We start from the raw sequence: 17751 nt of genomic DNA, 5'->3' as shown, positions 1-17751 counted from the left end.
GATTCAAGGAGGGAGCCGTATGTCGGTCGGCCGAAACGACCCGTGTCCGTGCGGGAGCGGGAAAAAGTATAAAAAATGCTGCATGAACAAAGCGATGGAGGAAGAGGCGAAAAGGGCGCGGCAACATCGGTTTTTTGAACAGAAGTATGAGCTGTCGCAACAAGTGCACCGTTTCTTAGAGGAGGCGCTCTCCTACGCCGAACAACGGGCGATAAAGCACGCGTTCCGTCAGGCCGTTCGGGAAATGAAACACAGTGAGATGCTTGAGCCGCTTGAAACGCTTTGGTACTTGTTCGTTCACCGTTTCCCAAACGGGATGCGCGGCGTTGAATGGTTTTGGCGCGAGAAAGGACGCCGTTTATCTTCGGAATTGCAAAACATGCTTGACCGGTGGGTTCGGCTTGTTCCGCGTCTCGTTCAGTTTGTGGACCGCGGTGAAGACGGGGGGACAGCGGTCGACCGATTGACGGGGGAAACGTTGTTTCTGCCATTTAGCGAGACGATGCCGGATGTAGTGCCTTGGGGCGGTATGTTTGCGTTTCTCGAGCCGTTTGACGGCGGTCATTATATCCAAGGGGCTGCCTCCATCGTTGGGCCGGACGGAGTGAAGAAGGCCGAGGAACGAATGCGTTCTCTCCTTCAAGAGACGAACATGCCGTACGAAGAGTTGGCATTTTCCCGTTTTCTTGATATTGTCGACGCGTGTCACAGTGCTTCTTCATTACAGGAGCGCGGGACGGAAGCAGTTGAACAATGGACGGTCGTCTACGACATGCCTGATGCGCGCAACGCCCTCCGTCAGCTGGAACGACATGGAATCGTGATCGTGGATGAGGAAACGGACGAAGCCGTCAAAGGTTCACTGCGCGGTGTGACGTATGAATATCACGATGATCTTGCCTCCAGCCCGATTTATCTGAACGAACTAGCCGGCTTTGTAGAGGGGCAGGGGCGGACGATGACGCTCTCCACCTTTGATGCGGACGCCGAACGAGTGCTGACAGAGGCGCTTAAAGCTATGGGGATGCGGGCCAACGTGGTGTCGCGCTCTGTAAAGACGCACCTTGTTCCCAAAGGGGTGAAGCTGCTGTCCTACCATGTCGAGTTGCCGCCGGGTGAGCCGTCATATATGGCGCTCGTGGCCAACAGTGCGGTGATGTTAGAGCAGACGCTGCATGTGCCGCATGAAGAATGGGGGGGACGGTCCGTTCACGAATTGGCCATGAGCGGCGAGCAGGAAACAGTGGAGCAATGGCTGCGCGCATATGAGCACCATGCATTCGAACTTCTCCGCCAAGAAGGCAGTCCGGTGATGGTCGATACGAACAGCATCCGTTCCCGCTACGGTTTGCCGCTCTCGCCATTTGTGACGCCTAAGATCAAGCGGACAACGTCTGTTCAAGTATTGCAACGGCTCGATGAGGGCGGATATTTTGCCATGCCGGCGGAATGGAAAATGCGCTTTTTCGGCGCCGACCTCGTCCGTTTTTACCAAGAAAAAACGGAAGGAAAATCAGAGGCGACGAAAGCGAAATACCGCCTCGGTGTGACGGCGGTCGGCCATTACTTGCAGACGACGCCGCTGTCATCGTGGGATGCGCTAGAAGCGCGCCATTGGCAGCAATGTTTGGCATTTCACTACGTCATGTTTTCTCCTGACATAAGCATCAATCAAGCGAAACAAGTATTAAGCGCCGTTCAGGCGTTCGCGAAATGGCTTGATGGCCGCTATCAGACAAACCATGCTCCGGTCGTGCGCCAACTCGTTGCGGAATTGAGCGAGCCGTTGTTGAAGGCCGTCCGTCTTCTCCGGTTGTATCACCGGTCTGACTCAGCGGTGGTGATGGCAGATACTGCTTCAGAACAGATGATGGAAAACAAAGGGGAGCACCGGACGGGGACATTCCGAGTGGTGAACGTCGACCAGGAAGAAGCCATACTCGACTGGTTGGAGACGGGTGAGCAGCTTCACTGGCGTCTGACTCCGTCGGCTACATCGTATGTAGAGCCTGGTATGTACGTAAAAGCCACCTTCAACAAAGACGGAGAGCTGGCTTCTGTTCAGCGTGTGTACCCGCCACAGGCCGCTCCTTATCTAGAATCGTTCGTTCAGTTTGATCAGCCATTGGCTAAGGTGTAAAGATGTGGGAGGATGTCCCGTTGTGGGGCATCCTCTTTTTCTGTGAAAATGTATATGCCTTGGGGTGCTATTTTCACACTTGGGTGGAGTGCAAAACTTGTTTATGGTTATTTTTCTGTCGTTTGGAGTGATGGAAGGACGGATCAGCCGTGCTGAGCGGGGGACACTGAGAGAACGCAAAGAATGTTTTCGCCGTTACTCGGCAACGCTCGTATCTTTTTCATTTGGCAGCTGTCGTGCTAGGGAATATTGTGTGGAAATAGGGCATCCGTTGTCGGTTTATCGTCGTGCTGGCGCTCGTTCTGTCGAGCGGTTTTCCCGACCGACAGACAGGAAATCGACTCTTACGTGCGAACCATATAGTAGAACGAGAGACATCTAGGAGGGAAGGTGCATGAGGCCAAGAAGATGGTTCGCCATATTGGTTTGTTTGTGTTGTTTGGTTACAGCTGCCTGGCCGGCAGAGGTGAAAGGGGAAAATAAGAAGAAGGAACGATTGGCTGTCGTGACGGTTGATCGGGTGAACGTCCGCCAAGGGCCGGGTGTGCCGTACCGTCCGTTGGCGAACGTTCACCGTGGTGAAACGTATCGGTTGATCGATATAAAAGACGGCTGGTTGAAAATAGAATGGAAGAAGAATAAAATCGGATGGATTGCCGCATCGTATGCCGCTCCTGTGCGCGAAATGGAAATCGTGCAAGAAGATCGGCTTCGTCTTCGGCAAGAGCCGGGGCTAGATGGGCGTATTATTGGCCATCTGGCACAGGGGGATCAAGTCATTGTCATCAAAGAAAAGGGAGAATGGAAACAAATCGTCACGAAAAAGGCTGTTGGTTGGGTGGCGGCATCGTATTTGGCAGATGCCGAATCTCCAACTGGTTCACGGCAGACAGGAGTCGTGACGGCTGATTCACTGAACGTGCGGGTTGCGCCGTCATTGGATGCGGAGCGGATCGGACGGCTTTTGCACGGTGAGCGCGTTGAGATTGTCGAAACAAAGCGAGATTGGTATAAGATCGTTACCCGTTCCGGGCTAGGTGGTTGGGTGGCGGCGGAGTACATCGAAATGAAAAATGGACAGGCCGTCGGGAATCAGGAAGAGGCAGTGGCTGAATCGGCTTCGCCTGCTGCTGTTGACCTTGTCACTATTCAGGAAAATGGGCCGCGTCAATATGTAAAAAAATGGACGCGCACACCTGTTCAAGTGCTTGCCGGAAAAACGATCGTGCTTGACGCCGGCCATGGCGGCAAAGACGGGGGAGCGGAAAGCGTCAATGGCGTAACGGAAAAAACATTGACAATGGAAACGGCCGAGCGGTTGAAAGAAAAGCTCGAAACATACGGAGCGCGCGTGGTGTTGACACGTGTCAATGATGATTACGTGCCGCTGTCGGCACGCGTGGCCACCGCCCGTTTGTACCAGGCGGATGCGTTTATTAGTTTACACTACGACAGCGCGGAGGATGAAGATGCTTCTGGCATCACCGCCTACTATTACGATCGGTTCGCCGACTACGGGTTGGCGCAATCGTTCCAAGGGCCGTTCTCAAAGCTCTCTGCTTTGCCATTTCGCGGCCTCGCCTTTGGCAACTATTACGTACTGCGGGAAAATGAACGACCGTCTGTGCTGCTTGAGCTTGGCTATTTAAGCAATCGGTCGGATGCCGAGGTTGTGGCGACAGACAGCTATCAAGAAACAGTGACGACGGCTATCGTGAACGCCGTGCGCCATTATTTTCAATAACAAACCGGTCATTTTGCCAAAAATAGGCAACGGATCTGCGGCATACAGGCCGCACGACAAAAAGCGTCCCGATTTTCGGGGCGCTTTTTTACCATTTCAAATCGAGAAAGCCTTCATTTCTCGGCATGAGCACACGGGGGAAGAGTAATTCCTGGCACTTATTGCACATACCATGAGGGGGAAGTTTTGAGACATTGATATGTACTTGCCTAATGACAACCAACATCCCTATTTGTCCTTCATTTTGTTTTTCTAAAGTGTTGGTTTGGACATGATATTGATTGGCAACGAGCAAACAATCTTTGTCTTCTCTTCCATCCATACTAGTTCATCTTCCATGTTTCTATGAGAGTAACTTTTTTGTCAATCTAGCTTCCTTTCATCAAGAGATTGTCTCTATAGGTAAAATATACCTATACCCCTTCTTGTTTAGGGAGATTGTTAGCCAATCACAGAGGTTCGTTGGCTTTTGAAGACTGATCATGCCTTTGCTCGATGGCTGCTGGGACGAAATAGCCAGAACAGGGGCTTGACAAAATAGTAAAAAAAGTATAATATTTAAAACGTATTAGGATAGTAATATTTCATTATAATCCTAAGTGGCGCGTTTGTTTTGTGATATATCAGAATATTCAATTCATTTTACTAACATAGAAATGAGGGATATGATGAAAACGAGAGATGTGCTGTTTACAGGATTGATGCTATTTTCTCTCTTTTTTGGCGCGGGGAACTTGATTTTTCCTCCATATTTAGGAATGGAAGCAGGAACGGCGGTATGGCCAGCAATTCTTGGATTTATCGTTACCGGTGTTGGGTTGCCGCTATTGTCGGTCGCGGCGGTGGCGTTCGCCAAAGACGGTGTCCGTTCGCTCGGCAACGCGGTCCATCCGGTGTTCAGCCTTTGCTTTTCGCTCGCTGTGTATTTGGCAATTGGTCCGTTTTTCGGCATTCCGCGCGCGGCCAGCGTTGCCTATGAAATTGGGGTCAAGCCGTTTTTTTCTGAAAGCGCTTCTTTCGCGATGTGGTTGTTTACTGGCATCTTTTTCGCCCTTGTGTACTGGCTTAGTTTAAACCCATCGAAGCTTGTCGATCGAATCGGCCAACTATTAACGCCGCTCTTGCTGCTTTCGATTGCTGTGCTTTGCATTACCGGTTTGATCCGGCTTGATAACCCGCATGCGGTGCCGGCGGAGAAGTACGCCTCTGCGCCGTTTGCGAAAGGGGTACTGGAAGGGTATTTAACGATGGATACGATCGCTGCCCTTGCTTTTGGCATCGTCGTCATCCACGCGCTTCGTGACCGCGGAGTTAACCAGCCGGCGTCGCAGGCAAAGGCGACGATTCAAGCCGGGATGATCGCCGGATTAGGACTCGCGCTCGTTTATACTGGCATTGCTATCATTGGTGCAAGAATGGCTGATGCCGGCTCATTTGCCAACGGAGCGGAGCTGTTGTCATACGTGTCATCGCTGCTGTTTGGCAACGGCGGGAAGTTGCTGTTGGGTGTGATCGTAGCTCTTGCTTGCTTGACGACGGCGGTTGGCCTTGTTACCGCTTGTGCGCAATATTTTCAGGAGCTTACACCGACGGTTTCGTACCGGTCGTATGTCGCTGTGCTGACTGTATTTAGCTTTTTGATGTCGAACATAGGGTTAAATGCGCTGATCGCCGTTTCTGTTCCGGTGTTGACGATGATATATCCATTGGCGATCGTGTTGGTTGCTTTATCGTTTTTCCGCCGCTTTTACCGCGGTTCGACGAAAGTGTACGGTGTTGCGTTGCTCTTTACCGGCGTGTTTAGCTTGTACGACGGTTTAAAAGCGATCGGGTTGGAAACGGCATGGTTAGAACCGCTCCTCTCGTGGGCGCCGCTGTTTTCGGTCGGGCTCGGTTGGATCGTACCAGCATTGATCGGTGCTGTGCTCGGCTTTATCATGGACCGGCCGTCCGCAACGAGACGGAAACATGCTGCGTAAGGGACTGACTTAACAGACCCTCCGCTCTCTAGTTAAACAAAAAATGATAGAATAATAAAGGTGTTTGGTGTGTATATATGGTATTAAAAGGGTGCCTCGTTGCTTTTGAGGCATCCTCTTTTTTCGCTGTTACTCAAGCAGTTCGGTGAAACCTGTGAATATCCGCAGGTGATTCGATATAATAGGGACAAGCCGTTATCGCCGCAATGGATGGATAAAGGTGTGAGAAACCGTGAAGATGGCGATTGCGGGAACGGGAGATGTTGGTCTTGTGACCGCGATTTGTTTGACTAAAGACATGTGCCCAATGTTAGGGTAGAGCGGTATTGAAATGCTGTGGGATGTTCGCTCAAGCGCCTACAGCAACGGCTTTGACGTAGGTTGATGTTCCCGAACGGGCAATCAGAGGAGTTTCGGGGAAGCAAGACATGCAGATGAGGACGTTGTTAGCCCTCGGGCGGGGAGGTGTGCGTCATTCGCATTCGGTTAGGTATATTAGGAGCAGACGACTCGTTACCGATTATTCAATCGGTGGTGGAGGAATATAAAGAATTCGTTTGCCTTCCAGTCGTTTATTGGAACGAAAGTGAAATTCTCGACTTGATTCGTCCGCTTGCCTCTGAGGTCGATATGTGGCTGTTTTCCGGACAAGTGCCATATTCAATCGCCAAGCAGTCCGGTGAGATCGAGGTGCCGCTGTTTTACGTGCCGCATACCGGGGCGAGCTTATATCGTACGTTGCTGCAGGCGTATTATACCAACCAAATTCCGATCTCTCAGCTAAGCTTTGATACATATGAGCGCGGCGAAGTGGAGCGACTGCTTGAGGAAGCCGACATTAAAGAGCCGGTTCCGCATATCAAGCATTACGAAGGAGGCATTTCCGCTCAAGAGCTTGCTAGTTATCATTACGACTTATGGAGGCAAGGGAAAACGAAAGCCGCCGTCACTTGCCTACGAACCGCTCATCTGGAAATGGAAAAAATGGGGATGCCAGTGTATCGGGTGCTACCCGCTCGTTCAGCTGTTGAAGCGGTCGTGCAAACGATCATTCGCACAGGGGAAATGCTCCATGTACAAGATGCACAAGTCGCCGTGCAGATGATCGAAGTGGATTCGATGATGATTACATCCCCGGAGGCATTTTCAACGGATGAGATTTATAAAATGGAACTGAAGGCGACAGAAAAACTGTTGCAGTATACGAAAAAAGTACAAGGATCGCTCAAATGCGCCGGACCGGGTCGCTACGTCATTTTTACAACAAGAGGTGCGTTAAAAGAGATGACCGCCAGCTATAAAACGATTCCTTCTGAGGAGGAGATGGCACACCTTTATGACGAAATCGTGGCGTGCGGCATCGGCATCGGGCGAACAGCGTACGAGGCGGAAATCCAAGCGGGAAAGGCATTTTTGCATGCGAAACACTGCGGAAGAGGAGCTTGGATGGTTGCCTTTGATGATGGGACGATTGCAGGTCCGTTAGGAAAGGGGGAGCGAATTCGTTACTCGCTCGGCGATGAGGAGCTGCGGCAACTGGCCAGCCGCACGAGTTTAAGCGCTGCGACGCTTGGCAAGCTTCAGGCTGTTTTGCGCAAGCGAGGAAAGAACGAGATTGAGGCACATGAGTTGGCTGTCTACATGGGAATTTTGCCGCGCAGTGCCCGCCGGATTTTAAAAGAATTAGAGGCTGCTGGCCTTGCCGAGGCGATCGGGGAAACCAGTCCGTATCCCCGTGGACGCCCGCGGAAAGTGTATCGCATTTTTTTATAATCATCAGATGGTGAATCGGCTTCTGCTGTTTGTGGAAGCCGATTTTTATCGTTTTGGCTAAAAAGGTGCGGTCGTCAAGGTGAAATGGGCCGCTCGCTAGTAGAGAAAACTAGGGGCTCGCTGAGATAATATTTATTCTATTCATTATGATTTGTAATATTTGAAAATTTCGTTTAATGCGTTATAATTAAGGACATAACCGAAATTCATCCGTAAATCTCCTGAAGGAGAAAGTGGGGAGTAAATTGGTTCAGGGGGAACGTCTTTGGCGACGACTCATGGAACTAGGGGAAGTTGGGAAGCAGCCAGGCGGCGGTATTACACGACTCTCATTCACCACGGAGGAACGGCGAGCGAAAGACTTGGTTGCCGCTTATATGCGCGAAGCAGGTCTGTCCGTGTACGAAGACGCAGCGGGCAACTTGATCGGGCGGAAAGAAGGCACGAATCCGGAGGCTCCGGTGGTGCTCATTGGCTCACATGTCGATTCGGTTTACAACGGTGGGTGTTTTGACGGTCCGCTCGGGGTGTTGGCAGGCATCGAGGTCGTTCAGACGATGAACGAGCAAGGAGTGAAGACACATCACCCGATTGAAGTTGTGGCGTTTACGGACGAAGAAGGAGCCCGCTTTCGTTTCGGCATGATCGGCAGTCGCGCCATGGCTGGGACGTTGCCGTCAGAAGCGCTCAATTACTGTGATGCGAATGGAATTTCCATCGCCGAGGCGATGAGGCAGGCGGGGCTTGACCCGCACCGCTTGCATGAAGCGGCACGAAAACCTGGGACGGTCAAAGCGTATGTTGAATTACATATTGAACAAGGACGGGTACTTGAGGAGGCAGGACTTCCTGTTGGCATCGTCACCGGCATCGCCGGGCTTGTCTGGGTCAAATTCACCGTCGAAGGAAAGGCGGAGCATGCCGGCGCGACACCGATGTCGTTGCGTCGCGACCCGATGGCCGCGGCCGCTCAAATCATCGCAGTAATTGAGGAAGAGGCGCGACGAACCGGGACAACGGTCGGAACGGTCGGACAGCTTCACGTGTTTCCAGGCGGCATTAATATTATCCCGGAACGGGTCGAATTTGTGTTGGACTTGCGTGACTTGCAGACTGAGGTGCGCGATCAAGTGTGGCAGACGGTGGCTGCGCGGGCACAAGTGATCGCGAAGGAACGGAACGTTCGCGTCACGACTGAATGGCTGCAAGACATGCCGCCGGTGTTATGTTCCGACGAGGTGAAGCATGCCGCGGAAGCAGCGTGCAAGCAGCTCGGTTATCCGCCGTTTTGGCTGCCAAGCGGCGCAGCCCATGACGGGGTGCAGCTCGCTCCTCTCTGTCCAATCGGAATGATTTTTGTCCGCTCTCAAGACGGGGTGAGCCATAGCCCTGCAGAATGGAGCACAAAAGATGATTGCGTGGCAGGGGCGGCTGTTCTTTATCATACTGTATGGCAGCTGGCTCAGGGACAATAACGAAAAAGACAAACGAAGGGTGCGTCAAACGTTTAACGAACCTCTCATACGAGCCATTTCATTGAGCATCGTATGACATGCCTAGAGTTGAAGTTGACCTTGATCAACGTCCGCCAAAGGGACAAAAGCGACGTCAAGGGCGACAGGAACAAAAAAGAACAGGGGGAGAACTTGGATGACAAGGGAAGAAATTAAACGACTCGTTGATGAAGTGAAAGCGGACGTCATTGCCTGGCGCCGCCATCTACATGCTCATCCTGAATTGTCGTTCCAAGAAGAGAAAACCGCGCAGTTTGTCTACGAGACGCTGCAATCGTTCGGTCATCTTGAGCTTTCAAGGCCGACGAAAACAAGCGTGATGGCGCGGCTTGTCGGCAAGCAGCCGGGACGGGTCGTCGCCATTCGCGCTGATATGGACGCGCTGCCGATTCAAGAGGAAAATACGTTTGAGTTTGCCTCAAAAAACCCTGGCGTCATGCATGCGTGCGGTCATGACGGCCATACGGCGATGCTTCTTGGCGCGGCAAAAATTTTTTCCCAGTTGCGCGATACGATCCGTGGTGAGATTCGCTTTTTGTTCCAACACGCGGAAGAGCTGTTCCCAGGAGGAGCGGAAGAGATGGTGCAAGCTGGCGTCATGGACGGGGTCGATGTCGTCATCGGCACTCACCTTTGGTCGCCGCTTGATCTTGGAAAAGTCGGCATTGTGTACGGACCGATGATGGCCGCGCCGGACCGCTTTTTCATTCGCATTATCGGCAAGGGTGGCCATGGAGCCATGCCGCACCAAACGATCGATGCTATCGCGATCGGGGCGCAAGTCGTGACGAATTTGCAACATATCGTCTCGCGCTACGTTGACCCGGTCGAGCCGCTCGTTTTGTCCGTGACGCAATTTGTCGCCGGCACGGCGCATAACGTCCTGCCTGGAGAGGTCGAAATCCAAGGGACGGTGCGCACGTTTGATGACACGTTGCGTCACACGGTGCCGCAATGGATGGAGCGCATTGTGAAAGGCATTACCGAAGCGCATGGCGCCTCGTACGAGTTCGAATTTAACTACGGCTATCGCCCGGTTGTGAACTACGATGAAGTGACGCGCGTCATTGAAGACACAGCGCGTGAACTGTTTGGGGAGGAAGCTGTCGCCCGCTTGAAACCGAACATGGGTGGCGAAGATTTCTCCGCCTTCTTGCAAAAAGCGCCAGGCAGCTTCTTCTACGTCGGCGCTAGAAACGAAGAAAAGGGAATTGTGTATCCGCATCACCATCCGCGCTTTACGATTGACGAAGATGCGCTCGAAATCGGTGTGCAATTGTTTGTCGGTGCAACGTTGAAATTATTGGCGGAAGCGGAATAACCGTTTTCGCCTTCGTTCATCCAATGAGGGGAGGGGGGAGAGGATGAAATCGATTCGTTGGCTGATGGTGTTGCCGTTTCTTGGTATGCTTGGTGGCATCCCATTTGTGAACCGGGTGGAGCCTTACGTATTAGGAATGCCGTTTCTGCTATTTTGGCTGGTTGCTTGGGTAATCGTGACTTCGGTCATTATGGCGATTGTTTATCGCTTTGATCCCGCGGTGAAGGAGGATGAGCAAGCATGAACGCGGCGTTAATCATTATTTTTGCTTTCTTGTTGTTTTCTCTTTATCTGGGGCTGCAGGCGCGCAGGGGGAAAGACATGAACTTGGAGCAATGGACGGTCGGCGGCCGCGGGTTTGGTACGATCTTTGTGTTTCTCTTGATGGCTGGTGAGATTTATACGACATTTACATTCCTTGGTGGAAGTGGTTGGGCGTATGGCAAAGGCGGGCCAACGTTTTACATCATCGCTTACGGCTGCCTAGCTTATGTGTTATCGTATTGGATGCTGCCGAAAGTATGGAAGTACGCGAAAGAGCATCGGTTGATGTCCCAATCAGATTTCTTCGCTCGCAAGTACGACAGCCCGATGCTCGGTGTTCTCGTAGCGCTGGTAGGGGTTGTGGCGCTCATTCCGTATTTAGTGCTGCAACTGAAAGGGCTGGGTATCATCGTTTCCGAAGCTTCCTACGGCACGATTTCCCCGACTGCTGCGATTTGGATCGGTGTATTGGCGGTCACGATTTACGTAATGATTTCAGGCATTCACGGTTCAGCATGGACGGCAGTTGTGAAAGATATCATGATTTTAGTCGTCGCCGTCTTTTTAGGGATCTATCTTCCGTTCCACTATTACGGCGGAATTCAACCGATGTTTGAGGCGGTCGAGCAGGCGAAACCCGGATTTTTAGCGTTGCCGGACAAAGGGATGAGCGCTTCATGGTTCATTTCAACCGTGTTGTTGACAGCGCTTGGTTTTTACATGTGGCCTCATACGTTTGGCTCGATTTATTCGGCAAAAAGTGCCAATGTCTTTCGGAAAAATGCCATTATTTTGCCGATTTATCAGTTAGTGTTGTTATTTGTCTTTTTTGTTGGCTTCACGGCTATTTTGCAAGTGCCAGGGCTTGAAGGTTCGGATGCAGACTTGGCATTATTAAAATTGTCCATTCAAACGTTTGACCCGTGGGTTGTTGGGGTCATTGGCGCCGCTGGGCTGCTCACCGCGATGGTGCCAGGGTCGATGATTTTGATGAGCGCATCGACGTTACTTGTGAAAAATGTGTATCAAGTGTTTGTGCCATCCGCAACGGACGAGCAAGTCGCCAAGTTGGCGAAATATCTCGTCCCGGTCATCGCTCTTGTTTCATTGTACTTTACGTTCCGGGGCGGTGATACGATCGTGGCGTTGCTTCTTATGGGATACAGCCTTGTGACGCAATTGTTTCCCGCATTTGTCTTAAGCTTGCAGAAGCAAAATTTTGTCACGAAGCAAGGAGCGTTTGCTGGCATTTTAGCTGGTGTCGCTACGGTCGCGTACATAACGTTATCCGATAGCAGCGTCGGTACTTTGTTTCCATCACTGCCGCAAGTCGTACAAGATTTAAACGTCGGCATTGTCGCGTTGATCGTCAACACTGCGGTGACTATCACAGTCAGCTTGATTCCGTTTCGTTCGGTTCGTGCTGATGCCGAAAAACGGGTGGTGTAAGGAAGAAGGATTGGTTGTCCGTCATTGGTTGGAGAGACACATTCAGGTTATAAGGAAAAAACCGTTCTTTTTTGGTTACGTTGTCGCAACCGAAAAAGAACGGTTTTCTTTGTTTTTGTCATCCAATAGTCTGAAAAGGAATTTGTAGCCTATTCTCTGAAAAGATTAACGTTGAATGTATCGTCTAGCACCTGCGAATTCCTCGCCATATCCCGGAGCACGGTAGTCATCGATACGAACCGTACTGCTAGAGTTTGGAGAGTGAATCATTTTTCCATTACCAATATACATCCCTACATGATGTACTCTTCCTTTGCCTTGATCATAGGCGAAGAAGAGGAGATCCCCCGGCTGTAAATCCTTTTCTGAAACTGGGAGGCCAAACTGCGCCTGCACTGATGAGTCGCGTGGAATGGTAATACCGTGGGCTTTATAAATGGTATGGGTAAATCCCGAACAGTCAAACCCGAACCCGGACGTCCCCGCCCATAAGTATGGCAATCCTAAAAATTGTTTGGCGGTACGAACGACATCTTCTCCAGTAGGAGCCGGGATGTCTGCTTCAGTCCGGAAAATTTGGACGTCTTCCTGTTTCAACCATTTTGCTCCGTCGCTAGGTGTCATCACTTTTACAGCGTGCTTAGTAGTCGATATGACTGGAAGACGAGTTGCAAAACTGATTTCTATGAACCGTTTGCGGCTGTTTGGATCATGGTAAAGCCAAGCGGTTGGTTTGATGATTTGGGCAAACGGCTTAGACTGAAATTGGGAAAACGCTGTTCCTTTTGTCAGTTGGTGAATCGGCATCCAACCTGGGTAGCCAAACGAATGGCGAGGGGTCGGTTGGCCGTGAACGGCTACTTTTACCCAATCTCCTTGTTTTTCCAATATCGTTACTTTGGTGCCATATAGCGCTTGGGTTTCGAGGTTCCCGACTAGCCACAGTTTTTCTTCATAGGACATGCTTTTCGTCCATGTCCATAGATCAACCGGGTTGGACAGGGATGGCGAATCAATGCTTCGGGTTATTCCCGGTTCAACCCAAAGAGTGGCAACCGCTACATCTACATAGGCGGTTTCGCTATCATCCGCTTTAGCGTGTACAGGGGTAAAAAGGGAAAAGAGGAAGATTAAGCAAAGTACACCGGTGATCATCCTTCTCCATAGATTCATAGCATTTCCTCCTTTAAATTAAGATGGATAGGAGATACCAATCCCAGGAGAGTTCGGAAGATGAATTTCGCTTCCTTGAAAGAACGGGAACTGGTTGCTGTCATCGAGCCATAGTGGCGCATCTAAGTCGACTCTTGTAATGTTGGGGTGAGCCGCTGCTAAATGGGCTGCCGCTAATACGGAAAGTGTCGGTTCCATCATGCTTCCAATCATGCATTGTATGCCCGCTGATTCCGCAAGGCTGGCGATAGTATACGCTTCTCGTAATCCTCCGGTTTTCATCAGCTTAATATTGATCAAATCCACTGCTTGGCAGCGAATGAGTGTGAGAGCATCGTGAGCAGAAAACACGCTCTCGTCTGCCATAATGGGGATGTTGACTCGTTCGCGAATAAAGCGCAATCCTTCAATATCATATTTCGGAACAGGTTGTTCGATAAACTCGATTGGGAGGTTGCTTTGTTCCAATTGACGAATAATACGAACAGCTTCTTTTGCCGTCCATCCTTGATTGGCATCAATGCGCAGCACTACGTTCGGTCCAATCGCTTCGTAAATCCGCTTGATTCGTTCTATATCTTTTTTAGCCTCTTTCCCCACTTTGATTTTTAGAACGGAGAATCCGTGGTTGATTGCTATTTCTGCATCGCGAATCATCTGCTCTGTTGGATTGACACTGATGGTCATATCGTTTACATGATCATGAGTTTTTCCACCGAACCATTGATAAAGGGGGATTCCTAAGTGTTTGCCAAGTGCATCGTGCATGGCCATGTCTAGTGCTGCTTTGGCACTTGTATTGCCGACACAACATGTTTGCACGTCTTTTGTGTTTTTCGCGATCATTTCAATATCGCGGCCGATGACGACCGGAATGAGTCTATATTGCAAGACTCCTATGATGCTTTGTTTTGTTTCCCCTGTGATGGCTTCTGTCGGAACTGTAGCTCCATATCCTTCAATCCCATTGTCAAGGGTGACTTTGACTAGGATGCTTTCAATTTGCGTAACTGTTCGCAAGGCTGTTTTAAATGGCTTCACGAGTGGAATGGATTGGGTAGTGACGTTGATCTGCTTTATTTTCATGAATCAAACATCCTTTCGCGCATCACAATGATGATAAAATATGGGCGGTAAGCAGTCCGTAATAGGTGCCAAGCAAATTGCCAAGCAACGCCATGAGAATGCCAACTGGAATCAGAGACTGATGGTAAGCCCCTGCCAAAATAGGAGCGGATGCAACTCCTCCGATATTGGCTAAAGAAGCAACTCCCATTGTAAACAAATCAAGTTTGAACAATTTGGCTAGAACGAGCATGAGAACGGCGTGAATCAGCAAAATCATAAATCCAGAGACGATGTAAATCGGCGCCTGAAAGAGTTGAGAAAAGTCAGCTTGTGATGCAATTAAGGCAATAATCGTGTACAGCATCACTTTGGATACCTCGTTGGTTCCCGGAATATCAGCTACTTTAGTCATGGCCAGAACCATTCCGATGATGGAGGCGATGACTACAGCCCAAGTGGATGCATTGAAAACGGCTCCAATTTCAGGTAATGTATTACCGATTTTGGTACAAATCGTTGATAAGAGGAGGCTGAACCCGATAATCATCATCAACTCTGTAAAGCCTATGCTTGCAGAGCGATTTTCATTCGCCGCAGCGATTTGATCGTTTACGGCTGGAATGGTGACTGTATTGGCCTTCGTCCAACGGTTGAAACGGTCAGCAAATGGTACAAGCCAAAACATAAACATAACCCATATCGAGTAGTTCACCGTGTCCATAATGAGTGCATAGCCAAAAATATTTTCGGGAACGGACAAGATGCTTTGTAAAGCAACCATATTGGCGGAGCCACCTGTCCAGCTTCCGCTCAGCGCGGCAAACGCTTTCCATGTTCCTTCTGCATACAAGCCTTTAAACAATACATAGGTGATAGTAAAACCTAAAATAATGGTGAGTGAAGCGGCGAAAAAGGTTAAAAGAATCTTTGGCCCCATCTTAATAATTTTGCGCAGATCGCAGTGAAGTAACATGAGAATCAGCATGGCGGGAAGAAGTACACTCCGAACGGTGCTATAGGTTTGATCGATCGATTCGGATGTCCCGAAAACTCCCATCGTTTGCATTAGTGCCCCGCCAATATAAATAAAGATAATGCCGGGAACTGCCTTAAACAGCTTGGATCGTGATTTTTGCTCTGCTAGTGCAACGAGAGCTGCAAAGGCTAGCAAGACGCTTAAGTAAACGATTCCATCTTGAATCATAAAGCTTCTCCTCCTTTTTGGTTTTGTAAAAAGAAAAAACCCAGCAAATAGAGTAAGAGACGCCTCTATTCGCTGGGTTTCATCTGCGTTTTGACGAGACAGATGAAGCAGCTGAAAGAATCGATTGGTATTTTAAACTTGCGTTTTTAAACGCAACCGTCAATGCTTTTTGTGATGAGCCAAAATAGCGTGTTTGGATTTGTTGAGAAACCCCTTCGATATCCAAGATGGATTGACCTACGAATAGACTTCGGATAAAGGCTCTCGTTAAATCAATGGTGGTTGTGCAGTCCGCGTCAACAATTTTGCCTGTTTCTCTATCCACCACAAGTCCGATGAAGAATAGTTTGTACTGTTGAGTGATTGGATTGTTGGAAGGGGCTTTGGCTTCACCAATGATATAAATGGTATGATCGCCAAACATAACAGATCCTCCGGAGCAAATACGGGCATTGTGAGAGGGAGTTATGAAAAACATTCATACACGTGCTCACAATACGCATTTGCCTTTTATAATTATTTTTACAAAAGGGGATAAAATAGTCAATATTATTTTTATTTTTTGTTTTTATCTGCTTATCGTCATATGATGACGGAAGACATCGGGAATAGAAGGTTATAGCGGTGACTAGATTGACGCCTATTAACGGTTGCCACGGGAGTGGAGATTCTTTTCATTATGATTAAAATGGTATTATAGATAGCATATTGAAAACATGTTTTTTATTGGAATACTTCGTTTCGTGAACCTAAGAAGATAAAAGGAAATCCATCGATGAAACCCATTCATCAAATGATGAGAGGAGTGTGCAATGATGCCTATTTGTCAACATTGTAAGAAACAATGGACATGGCGGCAAACCTTTTGTAGGATGTTTACGTTGGGAACGAAGCTGATGTGTCCATACTGTCAAAATAAGCAATATTATAGTGCTAGATCGAGAAGAAGGAATGGAGTATTCAATCTTGTGTCACCGCTCATCCTTTTTCTCAGTCTTTCGTTTAACGTTTCACTATTGACAGCGATTGCCCTGATGGTAATGGGTACGCTCTTATCATTGATGATACAACCATTTTTTATCGAGTTATCTAATCAGGAGGAACCGCTTTGGTAACCATGCAGAAAGATTCAACACGTGAAAAAATCAAGGATCTTCTCTCCCGCTGGCTTCCCGTCATCCTTTGGTGTCTAGTCATTTACACGTTTAGCGAGTCTTCGTGGTTCACTGGAGCGAATACCGCTCAAGTTCTGCAAGTGATTCTCTCGTATTTGCCGTTTGGCGGTGGGGAGGAGGAAGGTCCTTCTTTCTTGAACTTCCTTATTCGTAAAGCGGCGCATTTGACCGAATTCGGCATTTTGGCTGTGTTGGTCTGGCGAGCGCTGTTCCCGAGGCGGGCGTCGTATATCGGTGCTTGGCTGTTTGCGACCGCTTATGCGGCGACGGATGAATGGCATCAATCGTTTGAACCTGGGCGGACGGCGACGCCGAAAGATGTCGTGATCGACTCGTGCGGGGCGCTGATTGCGTTGGTGATTGTCTTTGTTTGTCGCCGTTGGCTGAAAGCAAGGCATCGTTCGCTCCATCGCGGCATATGATTATAACAAACTCTCCCCATGTATAGGCCGAGACGAAAAAGGAAAGAATGATAAATAACCAGTTTCGGAGAAAAGGGAGAGATGCCCATGGCCGCGTTTGTTGCTGGAATGTTTGTTGGTTCATTCGTGATGCTTGTCATCATGAGCATGATGGTGGCCGCCAAACGGGCGGATGAAGCGAGTGAACGATGGGAAAAAGAATAGCAAAGAAAACTCCTTGCGTCAGGCAAGGAGTTTTTTGTATTATGGAAAAACGTCCTGAATTTCCCAATACATATTTGTTGCTAAGAGCGGACGTGGTATAATACATATGCACGGTTTACGCAGGGTGGGCAGTGGCCACTCCCTTGATGAAAGGGGGTGCTGCTGGATTGATGACTGTTGCGGAGGCGTTGTCGCTAATGATTTCCTTTGCGTCGCTTGTCGTGGCAGTCATTGTGGTGTCAAAAGAGAAGTAACCCACCCTGCTCGGCCTAGGTAAGGGTGGGTTACTCCTGCTTGCTTCTGGGCCACTGCACTTCTTGC

Annotated in this window: 16 protein-coding genes; 11 read left to right on the top strand and 5 right to left on the bottom strand. The window is 49.5% G+C overall.

Annotation, left to right across the window (positions count from 1 at the left end):
* The first annotated feature begins 19 nt into the window (after positions 1-19).
* Both IC804_RS08470 and IC804_RS08465 read left to right on the top strand, forming a co-directional pair.
* Positions 20-2140, top strand: coding sequence for a YecA family protein (locus tag IC804_RS08470; protein ID WP_081157301.1), 2121 nt, complete (start codon positions 20-22; stop codon positions 2138-2140).
* 394 nt (positions 2141-2534) lie between these two features.
* Positions 2535-3884 (top strand): N-acetylmuramoyl-L-alanine amidase family protein, encoded by a 1350-nt coding sequence (locus IC804_RS08465; RefSeq protein ID WP_081157302.1) that lies wholly within the window; start codon positions 2535-2537, stop codon positions 3882-3884.
* Positions 3885-3972: 88 nt separating this feature from the next.
* On the opposite strand, the gene IC804_RS08460 is transcribed toward IC804_RS08465, so the two are convergent.
* Positions 3973-4206: a hypothetical protein gene (locus IC804_RS08460; RefSeq protein WP_008881336.1), complete on the bottom strand. Its 234-nt coding sequence runs from the start codon at positions 4204-4206 to the stop codon at positions 3973-3975.
* Between the two features lie 346 nt (positions 4207-4552).
* Between IC804_RS08460 and brnQ the strand changes: the two genes are divergently transcribed.
* The 6 genes from brnQ to IC804_RS08430 all read left to right on the top strand — a co-directional run bounded on the left by brnQ (position 4553) and on the right by IC804_RS08430 (position 12184).
* Positions 4553-5863, top strand: a complete 1311-nt coding sequence (gene brnQ / locus IC804_RS08455) for a branched-chain amino acid transport system II carrier protein (RefSeq protein WP_008881335.1) — start codon at positions 4553-4555, stop codon at positions 5861-5863.
* A gap of 465 nt (positions 5864-6328) precedes the next feature.
* Entirely contained in the window at positions 6329-7636 is a 1308-nt protein-coding gene (locus tag IC804_RS08450; protein WP_008881334.1) for a helix-turn-helix domain-containing protein, read from the top strand.
* A 245-nt stretch (positions 7637-7881) separates the two neighbouring features.
* On the top strand, positions 7882-9111 hold the full coding sequence (locus IC804_RS08445) for a hydantoinase/carbamoylase family amidase (protein ID WP_081157303.1): 1230 nt from the start codon (positions 7882-7884) through the stop codon (positions 9109-9111).
* A gap of 175 nt (positions 9112-9286) precedes the next feature.
* Entirely contained in the window at positions 9287-10471 is a 1185-nt protein-coding gene (locus IC804_RS08440) for a M20 family metallopeptidase (RefSeq protein WP_008881332.1), read from the top strand.
* Positions 10472-10514: 43 nt separating this feature from the next.
* A complete protein-coding gene (locus IC804_RS08435) occupies positions 10515-10715 on the top strand; it encodes a DUF3311 domain-containing protein (RefSeq protein WP_008881331.1) in 201 nt (66 codons plus the stop codon).
* Positions 10712-12184: a sodium:solute symporter family protein gene (locus IC804_RS08430; RefSeq protein ID WP_008881330.1), complete on the top strand. Its 1473-nt coding sequence runs from the start codon at positions 10712-10714 to the stop codon at positions 12182-12184. Before IC804_RS08435 ends, IC804_RS08430 begins: the two co-directional genes overlap by 4 nt.
* 165 nt (positions 12185-12349) lie before the next feature.
* On the opposite strand, the gene IC804_RS08425 is transcribed toward IC804_RS08430, so the two are convergent.
* From IC804_RS08425 to IC804_RS08410, 4 genes are all read right to left on the bottom strand, one after another.
* Entirely contained in the window at positions 12350-13357 is a 1008-nt protein-coding gene (locus tag IC804_RS08425; RefSeq protein WP_081157304.1) for a C40 family peptidase, read from the bottom strand.
* A gap of 18 nt (positions 13358-13375) precedes the next feature.
* On the bottom strand, positions 13376-14443 hold the full coding sequence (locus tag IC804_RS08420) for a dipeptide epimerase (protein ID WP_011888302.1): 1068 nt from the start codon (positions 14441-14443) through the stop codon (positions 13376-13378).
* 22 nt (positions 14444-14465) lie between these two features.
* Entirely contained in the window at positions 14466-15629 is a 1164-nt protein-coding gene (locus tag IC804_RS08415; RefSeq protein ID WP_008881327.1) for a DUF819 family protein, read from the bottom strand.
* A gap of 79 nt (positions 15630-15708) precedes the next feature.
* A complete protein-coding gene (locus IC804_RS08410; protein WP_008881326.1) occupies positions 15709-16053 on the bottom strand; it encodes a DUF3870 domain-containing protein in 345 nt (114 codons plus the stop codon).
* Positions 16054-16441: 388 nt separating this feature from the next.
* On the opposite strand from IC804_RS08410, the gene IC804_RS08405 reads away from it, so the two are divergent.
* The 3 genes from IC804_RS08405 (at position 16442) to IC804_RS18555 (ending at position 17684) form a co-directional block, all read left to right on the top strand.
* Positions 16442-16744, top strand: coding sequence for a TIGR04104 family putative zinc finger protein (locus tag IC804_RS08405; RefSeq protein WP_008881324.1), 303 nt, complete (start codon positions 16442-16444; stop codon positions 16742-16744).
* Positions 16745-16746: 2 nt separating this feature from the next.
* Positions 16747-17226 carry a VanZ family protein gene (locus IC804_RS08400; protein ID WP_011888301.1) on the top strand — a complete coding sequence of 160 codons (480 nt, stop codon included), beginning with the start codon at positions 16747-16749 and terminating at the stop codon, positions 17224-17226.
* 350 nt (positions 17227-17576) lie between these two features.
* Complete coding sequence (locus tag IC804_RS18555; RefSeq protein ID WP_223812920.1) at positions 17577-17684, top strand: putative holin-like toxin; 108 nt, start codon at positions 17577-17579, stop codon at positions 17682-17684.
* Positions 17685-17751 lie beyond the last annotated feature (67 nt).

The sequence above is a fragment of the Geobacillus sp. 47C-IIb genome (genome assembly GCF_014679705.1).
GTDB classification, from domain to species: domain Bacteria; phylum Bacillota; class Bacilli; order Bacillales; family Anoxybacillaceae; genus Geobacillus; species Geobacillus thermodenitrificans.
The sequence above is the reverse complement of the archived record's forward strand: the minus strand, read 5'-3'. Positions and strand labels throughout refer to the sequence as shown.

Excerpts from the sequence above, each read along its gene's own strand:
- IC804_RS08470 (WP_081157301.1), top strand. The coding sequence starts at position 20 with ATGTCGGTCGGCCGAAACGACCCGTGTCCGTGCGGGAGCGGGAAAAAG.
- IC804_RS08465 (WP_081157302.1), top strand. The coding sequence starts at position 2,535 with ATGAGGCCAAGAAGATGGTTCGCCATATTGGTTTGTTTGTGTTGTTTG.
- IC804_RS08460 (WP_008881336.1), bottom strand. The coding sequence starts at position 4,206 with ATGGATGGAAGAGAAGACAAAGATTGTTTGCTCGTTGCCAATCAATAT.
- brnQ (WP_008881335.1), top strand. The coding sequence starts at position 4,553 with ATGAAAACGAGAGATGTGCTGTTTACAGGATTGATGCTATTTTCTCTC.
- IC804_RS08440 (WP_008881332.1), top strand. The coding sequence starts at position 9,287 with ATGACAAGGGAAGAAATTAAACGACTCGTTGATGAAGTGAAAGCGGAC.
- IC804_RS08435 (WP_008881331.1), top strand. The coding sequence starts at position 10,515 with ATGAAATCGATTCGTTGGCTGATGGTGTTGCCGTTTCTTGGTATGCTT.
- IC804_RS08430 (WP_008881330.1), top strand. The coding sequence starts at position 10,712 with ATGAACGCGGCGTTAATCATTATTTTTGCTTTCTTGTTGTTTTCTCTT.
- IC804_RS08425 (WP_081157304.1), bottom strand. The coding sequence starts at position 13,357 with ATGAATCTATGGAGAAGGATGATCACCGGTGTACTTTGCTTAATCTTC.
- IC804_RS08420 (WP_011888302.1), bottom strand. The coding sequence starts at position 14,443 with ATGAAAATAAAGCAGATCAACGTCACTACCCAATCCATTCCACTCGTG.
- IC804_RS08415 (WP_008881327.1), bottom strand. The coding sequence starts at position 15,629 with ATGATTCAAGATGGAATCGTTTACTTAAGCGTCTTGCTAGCCTTTGCA.
- IC804_RS08410 (WP_008881326.1), bottom strand. The coding sequence starts at position 16,053 with ATGTTTGGCGATCATACCATTTATATCATTGGTGAAGCCAAAGCCCCT.
- IC804_RS08405 (WP_008881324.1), top strand. The coding sequence starts at position 16,442 with ATGATGCCTATTTGTCAACATTGTAAGAAACAATGGACATGGCGGCAA.
- IC804_RS08400 (WP_011888301.1), top strand. The coding sequence starts at position 16,747 with ATGCAGAAAGATTCAACACGTGAAAAAATCAAGGATCTTCTCTCCCGC.
- IC804_RS18555 (WP_223812920.1), top strand. The coding sequence starts at position 17,577 with ATGAAAGGGGGTGCTGCTGGATTGATGACTGTTGCGGAGGCGTTGTCG.